The 14,196-nt window shown below is 38.2% G+C and carries 7 protein-coding genes, 1 tRNA gene and 1 pseudogene; 7 read left to right on the forward strand and 2 right to left on the reverse strand.

What is annotated here, in order from left to right; all coding sequences use genetic code 11:
- Positions 1 to 131 precede the first annotated feature (131 nt).
- From dnaE to BUL40_RS03205, 4 genes are all read left to right on the forward strand, one after another.
- Entirely contained in the window at positions 132 to 4,520 is a 4,389-nt protein-coding gene (gene dnaE / locus BUL40_RS03190; protein WP_080318301.1) for a DNA polymerase III subunit alpha, read from the forward strand.
- A 100-nt stretch (positions 4,521 to 4,620) separates the two neighbouring features.
- The gene (trxA, locus tag BUL40_RS03195; RefSeq protein ID WP_010519498.1) at positions 4,621 to 4,938 is read left to right on the forward strand and encodes a thioredoxin; all 318 of its coding nucleotides are present in this window, start codon (positions 4,621 to 4,623) and stop codon (positions 4,936 to 4,938) included.
- A 67-nt stretch (positions 4,939 to 5,005) separates the two neighbouring features.
- Entirely contained in the window at positions 5,006 to 5,935 is a 930-nt protein-coding gene (locus tag BUL40_RS03200; protein WP_080318062.1) for a DUF58 domain-containing protein, read from the forward strand.
- A gap of 123 nt (positions 5,936 to 6,058) precedes the next feature.
- A tRNA-Asp gene (locus BUL40_RS03205) sits at positions 6,059 to 6,132 on the forward strand.
- 42 nt (positions 6,133 to 6,174) lie between these two features.
- Here the strand turns inward: BUL40_RS03205 and BUL40_RS03210 are convergent.
- Positions 6,175 to 6,531 (reverse strand): annotated as a pseudogene (locus tag BUL40_RS03210) (phosphatase domain-containing protein); the annotation flags it as partial.
- Between the two features lie 1,316 nt (positions 6,532 to 7,847).
- On the reverse strand, positions 7,848 to 8,843 hold the full coding sequence (locus BUL40_RS03220; protein ID WP_080318065.1) for an App1 family protein: 996 nt from the start codon (positions 8,841 to 8,843) through the stop codon (positions 7,848 to 7,850).
- A gap of 217 nt (positions 8,844 to 9,060) precedes the next feature.
- Between BUL40_RS03220 and BUL40_RS03225 the strand changes: the two genes are divergently transcribed.
- Genes BUL40_RS03225 through BUL40_RS03235 form a run of 3 tightly spaced genes read left to right on the forward strand, consistent with a single transcriptional unit; the run spans position 9,061 to position 14,193 of the window.
- Positions 9,061 to 11,307, forward strand: a complete 2,247-nt coding sequence (locus tag BUL40_RS03225; protein ID WP_080318066.1) for a GH92 family glycosyl hydrolase — start codon at positions 9,061 to 9,063, stop codon at positions 11,305 to 11,307.
- Positions 11,308 to 11,326: 19 nt separating this feature from the next.
- On the forward strand, positions 11,327 to 13,204 hold the full coding sequence (locus BUL40_RS03230) for a sodium:solute symporter family protein (protein WP_080318067.1): 1,878 nt from the start codon (positions 11,327 to 11,329) through the stop codon (positions 13,202 to 13,204).
- Positions 13,205 to 13,215: 11 nt separating this feature from the next.
- Positions 13,216 to 14,193 carry a glycoside hydrolase family 130 protein gene (locus BUL40_RS03235; protein ID WP_080318068.1) on the forward strand — a complete coding sequence of 326 codons (978 nt, stop codon included), beginning with the start codon at positions 13,216 to 13,218 and terminating at the stop codon, positions 14,191 to 14,193.
- Positions 14,194 to 14,196 lie beyond the last annotated feature (3 nt).

Below are 14,196 nucleotides of genomic sequence, written 5' to 3' on the forward strand. Positions count from 1 at the left end.
ATTCAACATAGTTTTAAAAGCCAGGTTTTGCCTGGCTTTTTTATTGGTTCATAACTACTGAAAAGTTGAGCGGTTCTGGTTTTAATAAACGGGCATCTTTGCCTAATTTTGGGGGTTACAATTTTCTGTCTATGTATTTGATTTTTGATACGGAAACAACGGGTTTGCCCAAGCGTTGGGACGCTCCTATTTCTGACACCGATAACTGGCCCAGATGTATACAGATTGCATGGCAATTGCATGATGAAATGGGTAGGCTTATTGAAAGCCAGGATTATTTGGTAAAACCAGAAGGCTTTAATATTCCGTATGAGGCAGAACAGATTCATGGGATATCCACTGCCTTGGCAGAGGCAGAAGGCGTGCCGCTGAGGGAGGTATTGGAGAAATTTAATGCCGCAATGGCCCAAACAAAATTTATTGTTGGGCAAAACGTGGGATTTGATGTTAATGTTATGGGCTCCGAATTTTATAGGGAATCCGTGGCCAATCCATTACAAGAACTCCCAGTATTGGATACTTGTACGGAACATACGGCAGAACTTTGCCAAATTCCCGGAGGTAGAGGGGGTAAATTTAAATTGCCCACGTTAACAGAATTACATCAATATTTATTTGGCGAGCCTTTTGCAGAGGCACATAATGCAACTGCGGATGTGGAAGCAACCACGCGTTGCTTTTTAGAACTGGTTCGTAAAAAACAATATACGCTAGAGCAATTAGACGTTGCACCAGATTATTTTGAGCGCTTTTCAGAGGCTAATCCGCAAGAAATACAGCTAATTGGTTTAAAGCACATCAACCTAAAGGCAGCTTCTAAAAAAATTGCAGATGCACTTTGGGAAAAAGATACAGGTGGTGTAAGCGATAAGGAACTTAAGCAAAATGCAGCCGAATTAGCAGCTGTAGATTTTGTGCACTTGCACAACCATACCCAGTATTCCATTTTGCAATCTACCATGAGTACCAAAGAATTGGTCTCACAAGCGGCAAAAGCTAAAATGCCTGCGGTAGCCATAACGGACCATGCAAATATGATGGGGGCTTTTCACTTTGTTAAAGAAGTAAAAGGGCATAACAAGGCTGCTAAGGATAAAAATGAAGAGCTCATTGCCAATGGCGAACAACCTACGGAGGTAGAAATAACACCAATCATAGGTTGTGAGTTTCAGGTATGTGAAGATCACACCAATAAATCTGTTAAAGACAACGGTTACCAAATCGTGTTTTTGGCAAAGAACAAGGCTGGGTATCAAAACCTAATTAAAATGGCCTCTTTGGCCTATACAGATGGGTTTTATTACGTCCCAAGGATAGACCGCAAAATTGTAGCCCAATACAAGGAAAATGTTATGGTGCTCTCCGGTAATTTGTATGGTGAAATACCAAACAAAATACTAAACGTAGGTCAAAACCAAGCGGAAGAAGCCTTATTATGGTGGAAAGAGCAGTTTGGAGACGATTTTTACTTGGAAATAATGCGTCATGGCCAAGAAGACGAAGACCGTGTAAACATGGTATTGTTAGAGTTGGCCAAAAAGTATGATGTAAAGTTGGTGGCCACCAATAATACCTACTACGGCAAAAAAGAGGATGCAGAAGCGCATGATATTTTATTATGTGTTAAAGATGGAGAAAAGGTAACAACACCTATTGGTCGTGGTCGTGGCTACCGTTATGGATTGCCCAATCAAGAATATTATTTTAAATCGTCCGAAGAAATGCGTGAGCTTTTCACGGATTTGCCAGAGGCGATACAAAACTTGCATGAGATTGTTGCCAAAGTAGAGCCGTATGATTTAGCGCGAGACGTACTACTTCCTAAATTTGATATACCAGACGAGTTTAAAGTAGCGGAGGACGAGGTTGATGGTGGTAAACGGGGAGAGAATGCGTATCTAAGGCATATTACCTACGAGGGCGCTAAAGTACGTTATGGCGAAATAACCCCAGAAATTACGGAGCGGATAGATTTTGAGCTTGCTACCATAGAAAATTCTGGTTATCCGGGTTATTTTTTGATTGTAGAAGACTTTATTCGTGAGGCCCGTAACATGGGGGTTTCCGTAGGTCCTGGTAGGGGTTCTGCTGCAGGTTCTGTGGTAGCTTATTGCTTAACCATTACCAATATAGATCCAATTAAGTACGATTTACTTTTTGAGCGTTTCTTAAATCCGGATAGGGTGTCCATGCCCGATATTGATATTGACTTTGATGATGAGGGTCGTGGGCGTGTGATGGATTATGTAATCAAAAAATATGGTGCCAATCAAGTAGCGCAAATTATTACCTACGGTACCATGGCGGCCAAATCGTCTATTCGTGATACGGCTAGGGTTTTAGATTTACCGCTTAGTGATGCCGACCGTATTGCCAAGCTTATTCCGCAAATGAGTAAGCTAGGTAAAATATTTGGGGTAGACGAGGCTACCTTAAAAAAGAAGTTTAGAGCAGAAGATTTAGAGAAAATCAACGAGCTGTTGAATATCTCTGAAACAGATGATTTGGAAGGCCGTACCGTGAACATGGCGCGTATTTTAGAAGGTTCTGTGCGTAATACCGGTATACATGCTTGTGGGGTAATCATTACTCCAGATGATATTACCAAGTTTGTACCTGTTTCTACCGCAAAGGATTCCGATTTGTATGTGACCCAGTTTGATAACTCTGTGGTAGAAAGTGCGGGGTTACTAAAAATGGATTTCTTGGGGTTAAAAACGCTAACCCTTATTAAGGATACGGTAAAAATTGTAAAAGCAAGAACGGGGGTAGAATTGATTCCAGATGACTTTCCGCTAGATGATGAAAAGACGTATGAGCTTTTTCAACGCGGAGAAACAATTGGGGTGTTCCAGTACGAATCGCCTGGGATGCAAAAACACATGAAGAGTCTTAAGCCTACGGTTTTTGACGATTTAATTGCCATGAACGCCTTGTACCGTCCGGGGCCCATGGAATACATACCAAGTTTTATTGCCCGTAAACATGGCGATGAAGAGATTTCTTATGATTTGCCAGAGATGGAAGAGTATCTGCAAGATACCTACGGTATTACGGTGTATCAAGAGCAGGTGATGCGTTTGTCTCAGAAACTGGCAGGTTTTTCTAAGGGTGATGCAGATGTTTTGCGGAAGGCTATGGGTAAAAAGATTTTTGCCCTACTAGAAAAGTTAAAACCACAGTTCTTGGACGGGGGCGAAAAAAATGGACATCCAAGAGATGTTTTGGCAAAAATTTGGAAAGACTGGGAGGCTTTTGCATCCTATGCTTTTAATAAAAGTCACTCTACCTGCTATGCGTACATTGCTTACCAAACGGCCTATTTAAAAGCGCACTATCCGGCGGAATACATGGCGGCGGTTTTGTCCAATAACATGAATGACATTAAGCAGGTCACCTTTTTTATGGAAGAGTGTAAGCGAATGGGCTTGCAGGTATTGGGTCCAGATGTAAACGAATCGTTCTACAAATTTGCCGTAAATAAAGACTATGCAGTTCGTTTTGGATTGGGAGCCATTAAAGGGGTTGGTAGGGCAGCCGTAGAAGCAATCGTAAAGGAACGTGCAGAAAATGGTCCTTATAAATCTGTATTTGATATGACCAAAAGAGTAGACCTTCGCGCAGCAAATAAAAAAGCATTTGAAAATTTAGCTTTAGCTGGTGGGTTCGATTCCTTTGGCGGCACACATAGGGCACAGTATTTTCATCAAGAAGCAGACGGTATCATGTTCTTGGAAAAAGTAATAAAATATGGTTCCAAGTTTCAAGAGAATCAAAATAGTTCTCAAGTAAGTTTGTTTGGCGAAGCCAGTGAGGTTCAAATTCCGGAACCGGTGGTGCCTCCTTGTGATGATTGGGGTACCATGGAAAAATTAAGAAGGGAAAAAGAAGTGGTAGGTATTTACCTTTCTGGGCACCCTTTAGATGACTTTAAAAAAGAAATGGATGCCTTTTGCACCGCAAGTTTGTCTCATTTAAAGGGCGATTTGAACGAAGTGGTGAATAGGGAGCTTTCTGTTGCGGGGGTAATTACAGATGTGCAACACCGAGTATCTAAAAACGGAAAAGGTTGGGCCGCATTCACAGTAGAAGATTATATGGATTCTTATGAGTTTAGGATTTTTGGTGAAGAATACCTGCGTTTTAGGCACTTTTTAATGATGAATTCTTTTATTTACCTAAAGGTGTTTATTAGAGAAGGTTGGGTTAATAGGGAAACCGGTAAAAAGGGAGACCCTAGGTTGCAGTTTAATGATTTTAAGCAGTTGCAGGATGTAATGGAAACCTACGCTAAAAAGTTGACTATAAAACTAAATGTGGCAGCCTTGCAAGAACAGCGGATCAAGGAGTTAAAAGAAGCTATTTTAGAACATGCCGGGAGCCATACCCTAAATTTTGTGGTGTACGAACAAGAAGAAAAGATAAAGCTAAATTTATCTAGCAGAAAGCAAAAAGTAAATATTACCACAGACTTATTAAATACATTAGAAAAACAAGAGGTGGTTTATAAATTAAACTAGTATAAGTTTTGCCAATTGCTTGATAATGAAAACAAATGTTATAAGAGTAAGGAATGCGCGTTTTAATTGACTAACTTTGCGTTAATATAAATAAATACACATGGCACTAGAGATAACAGATGCAACATTTGAAGAAGTTGTTTTAAAAAGTGATAAGCCAGTAATGGTAGATTTTTGGGCTGCATGGTGCGGACCTTGTAGAATGGTAGGCCCAATCATAGAAGAAGTTAGTCAAGAATACGATGGCAAAGCTGTAGTTGGTAAAGTAGATGTAGATGCCAACCAAGAATTTGCCGCTAAATACGGAGTAAGAAACATTCCAACCGTATTGGTATTCAAGGATGGAGAAATCGTAAGCAGACAAGTTGGTGTATCTCCTAAAAAAGTTTACACAGACGCTATTGACGGTTTGTTATAAACCTATAGCGTAATAAATTTTAAAGGCCTGGTGTAAACCGGGCCTTTTCTTTTTATCTTGGGGTTAGATGGATATTAAAAATCAATTACAAGACGCCAAACTATTTAAAAATCTAGAATTGCTTGCCAAGCAAGTAGTAGAAGGTTTTATCAATGGTATGCATAAAAGTCCTTTTCATGGCTTTTCTTCAGAATTTGCGGAACATAAGATTTATAATAACGGAGAAAGCACCAAGCACATAGATTGGAAATTGTTTGCACGAACAGATAAGTTGTACACCAAACGCTACGAAGAAGAAACCAATTTGCGTTGTCATATGATTTTGGACAACTCGGCTTCTATGTACTTTCCAGAATTAAAGCAACAACAGATAGGGAGTTTAAATAAGATGGGGTTTTCAGTGTTGGCAATTGCGGCTATAATGAACTTGCTTAAAAAGCAACGAGACGCTGTTGGCTTAAGTGTATATGGTAAAGGGTATAATTACTATGCTCCTGAAAAAAGCAGTGAGCGGCACATGCAGATGCTTTTGGCACAATTAAATGAGTTAGGTAATAGCAAGCAAGGTGATAAGGAAACGCGCACTTATGACTATTTGCATCAAATAGCAGAAAAGCTACACCGTAGAAGTTTAGTTTTTTTGTTTACGGATATGTTGCAGCATCAGGTGGAACAAGAAAGGTTGTTTGAGGCTTTGCGTCATCTAAAGTATAATAAACATGACGTTGTAATGTTCCATGTAATGGACAAAAAGTTAGAACAAGAATTTGATTTTGAAGCAGGTCCCAAGCGATTTATTGATGTTGAAACCGGTGCTAAAATTGATGTGTACGCAGAAGGTGTAAAAGAAAATTATAAAAAAGAATTTGAGGCCTATAAAGAAGAAGTGAAGCTTAAATGTATGCAGTATAAGATTAAGTATGTGGCAGTTGACGTTGGTGCCGATTTTGCAACAGTCTTAAATACATTTTTAGTAGAACGAAGAAAGTTCGTTTAAATGAAAAAAAATTTTGTGTAATTAAAAACAGCGTGTATATTTGCACTCGCTTTTGAAAAGCAATTGTAACAAGATTTGAATCCCGCTGATGCAGGAGTCTTAGTTAAATAAGATAAAATTCTTGGTCTGGTAGTTCAGTTGGTTAGAATACCTGCCTGTCACGCAGGGGGTCGCGGGTTCGAGTCCCGTCCAGACCGCAAAAAGCCTCAACGAATGTTGAGGCTTTTTTGTTTCCCTTGTTAGTTGATAAATCCATTAGCTTTAGCATGCACCACAGCTTCGTCCGTATGGTTTATAAGTTGAATAGGAACGTGGGTTTTTTGCTCCAGTCTTTTCTTAATTCGTTTCATTTTTAGATGGTCTTTTGTGGTACGAATGTATATGGCGCTAATCATATCAGGATATGTTTCCGCAATAGCGCTGTAAATATCATGGTCTAAATCTTTCGCATCGCCAATTAAAACAAAAGGTAGATTTGGAAAACTTTCCAGAATATGTGCAGTTTTTGTATACTTGTTTTCTTCCTTAAAACTTTGTTTTTTTTCGTTTTCCAAGCCTATATCCCTTAAAAGTAACACGCCTTTTGGAAAATTTTGATACTTTAAAAATTAGAAAAAATGGATTTCGAGATGTATAATATTCAAGAATAGAATGTACAAGAGTTAACTGTAATAGAAGGTGGTGGTTGGTTTTCTGACTTAGCAAAAGACATAGGGCATGCTGTTGGTTATGCAATAGGTGATGCGGTGGGTTAGGTAGTAGTTGCTGCACATATTTTGACCCATAAATGAAATGTACTAGACTAAATGCTTGATTAAAAAATTAATCATAACTATCTGAATAGCATCCAGTATTTAATAAATGCTAATTTTGATTTGTAACTTCTTTAAACCAGTACATGAAACTAATATCTGATTTACTTTTATTCTTAAAAAATCCAAAAAACTTAAAAAAGGGAGAAGCAAAGTTCATTACGGACTTTAAGAATTTTGTAATCTATGACTTAACCATAACCTTTTTGTGGGCATTCGCGGTTGGAATGCTAACTGTAACTTTCGTAGATTTCGCCATGGTGTTTAAGAGTAAGAAAAGCCTTGGAGGTAATTTTACACATGCTTTTTTAATCATTGTATTTATAGGGCCTATAATAGAAGAATTGGCATTTAGGTTTAGTCTTAAAGTAAATAAATTAACAGTCGCGGTTAGTTTATCCGTACAACTTATATTCTATTTACACATATTGAAATTTATTGATGTGGGTTTTTATGTCAGAATTATATTAATGGTAGTATGCTCATTTATTTTATATTTTACCATCAGTTCAAGACTAAGTCTATTTTTAAAGAAAAAGTTTAATTATTATCTGTATTATAATTTGTTTGCTTTTGGCTTTTTACATGCATTAAATTTTTCTTATTTTGAAGTTTTCCACTATTTATTCATTCCTATATTAGTCTCGGTACAACTTTTATTTGGGTTATACTTAAGTTATATAAGAATTAGAAGAAATATATCATATGCTATTGGTTTTCATATCTTTCATAACGCCTTAATATTCGGTTGGGGTCAACTAATGTCATCCTATTAAATATACATTAATTATTAGAACCTCATTGTAAGTGCACCCAATGTAGTTATGGCAACATTTCGGATAACAATTATGAAATTTTTAGGTAAATAAGTCAAGATTGTGTGCTGTACTGTTGTTTTATTGGTGCAAAGAAAATATTATTTAATCTCTTGCTTACTAAAAAATTGAATTTGTAAAAAGGTTGGACTAACTTCCTTTAAAGGTGTTGAGGCTAGAAAAGGTAAGATTGAAAATTATATTTCAAATTTATAATCAATGAATAAAATTAAGTACTCGTTAGACTTGTTGTTGTAACGACCATTTTTAATTTTGTTTCTCCTCTTAGTTGATAAGTCCATTAGCTCTAGCATGCACCACAGCTTCGTCCGTATGGTTTATAAGTTGAATAGGAACGTGGGTTTTTTGCTCCAGTCTTTTCTTGATTCGTTTCATTTTTAGATGGTCTTTTGTGGTACGAATGTATATGGCGCTAATCCTATTAGGATATGTTTCTGCAATAGCGCTGTAAATATCATGGTCTAAATCTGCCGCATCGCCAATTAAAACAAAAGGTAGATTTGGATAACTCTCCAGAATATGTGCAATTTTTATATACTTGTTCTCTTCCTTAAAACTTTGTTTTTTTTTGTTTTCCAAGCCTATATCCCTTAAAAGTAACACGCCTTTTGGAAAATTCTGATATTTTAAAAATTCCATAAGATATTCATACAAATTCCAAGGACTATTGGAAAGGTAGAAGAATGGATTTTTGTCATTTCCGCTTATACCTTTTCTAAGCAACTGGTAGAATTCTTGTGCGCCTTCTAATGGCATGCGCTGATTGCTATGCTTAAAGAAGGAATTGACAACAACCTTCCATTTAAATGCCGAAGATATACCGGTACGTATTACCGTGTCATCTAAATCTGAAATTATACCGTACTGTGCAGACGGTAATGGTTTAAGAATTTCGTCTTTTATAGTAAAGGGTTTGCCACTGTATGTTAGTGAATAGTGTATGGGGTGCCATTCTTCATCAAGTAAATTGGCATTGTAGGCTTCGTCTAAATATATATAGCCTTCCGCATCTGATGTAAGACTGGTTTTAAGTTCATTAGCGGTTACTGTAACTACAACACCTTCTTTTTCATCGCTTTCAAAACGTTTATAGCTGTTGTATAAATTCTTTAAAAAACCGTTGTCTTCTTCGTGTGTAATTCCTTCGTCCTCCAAAACCCTAGCCTGACCAAAGATCTTATCGTTGTTGGCGTAGCCACCAAATGGGATAATAATAACTGGGTCGGGGTCGTCAATCAATCTAGAAAGGAACTGAAACATCTTCTTTTTTTTGCTAAAAATAGATGCAACCAAATATTTGGGTTAGGTTAAATGCAAGTTTTATTGACTTGATAGCTTAAGGATACAATTTACGGGTGGTATACCGTTTTTTCTAGCATTTGGCTTCTCTCATTGGTCGCTGGTCTAATAAAGAAGGTAAAATCAAGAGATTTTTTAGACTTTTTGACCACTATATCCAAACCAACTATAGTTTTTAATGACACCATTGGCTAGAAATATATGGGTTGTAGTAACCTTTGGTCTGTTACTGTACGGCGCATGCGGTACAGAAAACAACAACAAAGGGGCAAACCAAAGTACGGAAGACGTATTGTCTTATGTTGACCCTTTTATTGGTACCGGCGGTCACGGCCATACATTTCCTGGTGCCGTATCTCCTTTTGGTATGGTGCAACCTAGTCCGGATAACGGGAGAGGTGGCTGGGATTGGTGCTCAGGGTACCATATAACAGACTCTTTAATAGCTGGTTTTTCACAGTTGCATTTAAGTGGTACGGGTATTGGCGATTTGTTGGATGTGCTAATAATGCCTACCAATTCTAAAATGGACGTAACACGTTTTGGAAAAACCAGAGATAGTTTGCCATATGTGTCTAGTTTTAATCATGAACGGGAACAAGCGCACCCTGGATTTTATAGTGTTTATTTATCTAAGCCAGACGTAACTGCTTCCCTAACGGCCAGTGAACGCGTTGCGGTACATAAATATGCTTTCAATGCTAAAGAAGAGCCTTCTTTTATTATTGATTTGGGTTTTGCAGTTAATTGGGATGGTGTTTTGGCATCTGAAATTAATCTGGAAAACAAAACACTTATAACCGGTTATAGACACAGTACAGGTTGGGCAAAAAATCAAAAGGTCTTTTTTGCTATTCAGACCAATCAATCTATTGTAAATACCAATTGGGTAGCAGATGGTTTTATAAAAGAGCAAGTGCAAAAAGTAGCAGGTAAAAATACGGGGGCACAATTCTTTTTTGCACCAGAAACAGTCAGTGTGCAGTTAAAAATTGCAGTGTCCTCTGTAAGTATAGCTAATGCCAAAGCAAATTTGGCAACAGGTAAGTGGTTTGCAGAAACTAAGGCAAAAACAGAACAAGAATGGCGTAACGCACTAGGAAAAATAGAAATAGATACGCCAATAGATTCTTTAAAAACTATTTTTTATACCGCTTTATACCACGCACAAATTGCTCCTAATTTGTTTAGTGATGTATCTGGGGAATTTCGCTTACAAAACGATTCTATCGCAAAGGCTCCTCAACATACAGCTGCCTATTCAACCCTTTCCGTTTGGGATACTTTTAGGGCAGAAAACCCTTTGTTGAATATTCTTCAACCTAAAAAAGTAAACGGAATTATACGATCCATGCTAGCCTATTATCAAGAACAGGGTAGGCTACCCATTTGGACGCTCTACGGTAATGAAACCCAAACCATGACCGGAAACCATGCAGTGTCTGTATTGGTAGAAGCCTATTTAAAGGGCTTTAGGGATTATGATGTTGATTTGGCCTACCAAGCGGTAAAAAAGACCATGTTAGGTAGAGATAGAGGGCTGGATTTATACAGCCAATACGGTTATATACCATTTGATATGGCAGACGAATCTGTGACCATTTCCTTGGAATACGCTTACAATGACTGGTGCGTGGCACAAATGGCGAAAGCCTTGGGCAAGAAAGAAGACTACGATTATTTTTACCAAAGGTCTAAGTCGTTTGAACAGTTGTTTAATCCTAAGACAGGATTTATGCAAGGTAAATCTGCAAGTGGGCAACAATGGAGGCAGCCTTTTGATCCCAAACATTCCAATCATAGAGAACATACAGATTACACAGAAGGAAATGCTTGGCAGCATAGTTGGTTTGTACCGCATAATGTGGAATCTTTAATTGCCTTGCATGGAGGGGAAGCTTCTTTTGTTAAAAAATTGGAGCAATTGTTTACAGAAAGTTCAGACATAACTGGGGATAACGTTTCTGTAGATATTTCTGGTCTCATTGGCCAGTATGCGCATGGAAATGAGCCCAGTCACCACATAGCGTTTCTTTTTAATAAAGCAAATGCACCATGGAAAACCCAATTTTGGGTGCGCGAAATTTTAAACACTCAATATACCACAAGGCCAGATGGTCTAAGTGGTAATGAAGATTGTGGCCAGATGTCTGCCTGGTACGTTTTTAGTGCACTCGGTTTTTATCCAATGAATCCAGCTTCTGGCACCTATGAATTTGGAAGTCCACTATTTAAGAAAGCGATTATAAAGCTAGACAATGGTAAAACGTTAACGGTGGAGGCCCCTAAAACAACAACTGAGAATAAATATATACAAACGGTAAAACTAAACGGTAAGCTGCTAGACCGTACCTACATAACGCATAACGAAATTATGGCTGGAGGGGTTTTGGAATTTGAGATGGGAGCAAATCCTAAGTATTGAATGTAAAGAATAATTGAGTATGGATATCATAGATGTATCTATAATTGCTATCTACATTTTGCTAACGCTTTTTGTGGGTATTTGGATTTCTAAAAAGGCTTCTAAAGGCCTTAAATCGTATTTCTTGGGAGGTAACGATATTAAGTGGTATTATTTAGGATTGAGCAACGGTTCTGGCATGTTCGATATATCTGGTACGGCCTGGATGGTGGGTATACTGTTCTTATATGGTGCCAAGAGTTTTATGTTCATGTGGTTATGGCCTATCTGGAACCAAGTATTCGTGATGATATTCTTGGCTATCTGGATCAGGAGGTCCAATATTATGACGGGGTCTGAATGGATATTAACACGATTTGGAGACGACCGTGCAGGTAGGGCGTCTCACAGTATAGTGGCTGTGTTTGCCGTAGTTTCAACTATTGGTTTTATTGCATACTTTTTTGAAGGAACTGGTAAGTTCTTGACCGTAATACTTCCTTGGGACTTAACCTTACAATTGGGAGAATTGGTGTTGCTCACCTCTGAGCAAGCATACGCATTGGTAATTATTCTGTTAACCACATTGTATACGATCAAAGGCGGAATGTTCTCCGTAGTTGCCACAGAGGTACTGCAATTTGGTATAATGGTTATAACTGGAATTCTGGTTGCTGGTTATGCTTTTTACAGTGTTGCCGATTTGCAATTGCAAGGGATTATTACACCAGAATGGAAAAGCATATTGTTTGGTGCCGAGTTAGAACCAGTTTGGGGAGACAAGTTTGCGGCATTTAATAGGCTTATAGATACTGAAGGTTATAAAATGTTTGGGGCATTTATAGGGATGACGTTATTTAAAGGCTTTTTTGCAAGTATTGCGGGGCCTGTTCCTAGTTACGATTTTCAACGTATACTTTCTACTAGAACGGTTAAGGAAGCCGCCTATATGAGTGGTTTTACCAATTTGGTGCTGTACATACCACGGTATCTTTTAATAGCCGGGGTTGTGGTAATAGCCTTAGTGGCCATGGGGCCAGAAATGAATGCAGATCCCAATTTAAATGGCGGTAGTTTAGAAGTGATTCTTCCTAAGGTTATCAATAACCATATTCCAGTGGGTATTAAAGGATTGTTGTTGGCAGGGCTTTTAGCGGCATTCATGTCAACTTTTTCTGCCTTTGTAAATTCTGGTCCAGCTTATATTGTAAACGATATTTATAAAAAATACTTTAAGCCTAACGCTTCCCCAAGTCATTATATCAAGGCCAGCCAATTGGCATCTTGTTTGGTTGTGGTTTTAGGTGTTTGCATGGGTTTTTTTGCAGATTCTATCAACTCCTTAACCTTATGGATAACAAGTGCTTTGTACGGAGGTTATGTGGCAGCCAACTTTTTAAAATGGGTATGGTGGCGCTTTAATGGTTGGGGTTATTTTTGGGGAATGCTCGCCGGTTTGCTTATTGCTACCCTTAATTTCTTATTGGATCAAAACAAGGCCAGTTTTGAAGCGGGTACCCTTTTATATGAATTAACCAATGTGCATGCCATTTACCTGTTTCCATTGATTTTAGGTTTTTCGTTGTTAGGCTCTATTTTGGGTACCTACTTTACCCAACCAACAAAACCAGAGGTATTACAGGCATTTTATAAGAGCGTTAAACCTTGGGGTTGGTGGCAACCAGTGGTTGCCCAAATACAACAAACACAACCCAACTTTAAAAAGAATACAGAGTTTTGGTCAGATATGCTCAACTGTTTAGTGGGCATGGTATGGCAATCTAGTATGATATTACTACCAATTTATTTGTTGGTTAGAGATTATCCTAAAATGTTGATAGCCTTTGCCATATTTATTGTTACCACCACGATTTTAAAATTTACCTGGCTAGATAAGGTCAGACAAATCCCGAATTAATTGTTTTTTAAATGAGTACAGAAAAAGTAGCCATGCCATGGCAAGACAGACCAGAAGGTCATACAGAGGTTCTTTGGAGACATTCAGAAAATCCAATCATAGCCAGAGACGCAATTCCTACCTCCAATAGTATATTTAACAGTGCTGTTGTACCTTTTGGAGATGGATATGCAGGAGTGTTTCGTTGTGATAATAAGGCCGTACAAATGAATATTTTTGCCGGATTTAGTAAGGATGGTATTCATTGGGATATAGCCCATGAGCCAATCCAATTTGCAGCAGGTAACACAGAAATGATAGATTCTGACTATAAGTATGACCCTAGGGTTACTTGGATAGAAGACCGTTATTGGATTACTTGGTGTAATGGATACCACGGGCCAACAATTGGGATAGGCTATACTTTCGATTTTAAAGAGTTTTTTCAATGTGAAAATGCTTTTTTGCCTTTTAACAGAAACGGTGTGCTTTTTCCAGAAAAGATAGATGGTAAATTTGCCATGTTAAGTAGGCCTAGTGATAACGGCCATACGCCCTTTGGAGATATTTATGTAAGCTACAGCCCAGATATGAAGTATTGGGGAGAGCACCGTTGTGTAATGAAAGCCTCCCCGTTTATGGATAGTGCATGGCAATGCACAAAAATTGGAGCAGGGCCAATACCTATTTTGGTAGACGAAGGATGGTTAATGTTCTATCATGGCGTGATCAATACTTGCAACGGATTTAGATACTCTATGGGTGCAGCTATTCTGGATAAGGATAACCCTGCCGTTGTAAAATACAGGACCCAACCGTATCTTTTGGCTCCACAGACCACTTATGAGTGCATGGGAGACGTTCCTAATGTTGTATTCCCTTGTGCTGCATTACATTCTGTTGAAGAAGATAAAGTAGCCGTTTATTACGGAGCGGCAGATACTACCGTGGCATTGGCATACGGTAAATTATCAGAGGTAGTTAAATTTACCATAGAAAATAGCTTATAAAAA

Origin of the sequence: Croceivirga radicis (assembly GCF_002072105.2) — a bacterium.
In the GTDB taxonomy this organism is placed as follows: Bacteria; Bacteroidota; Bacteroidia; order Flavobacteriales; family Flavobacteriaceae; genus Croceivirga; species Croceivirga radicis.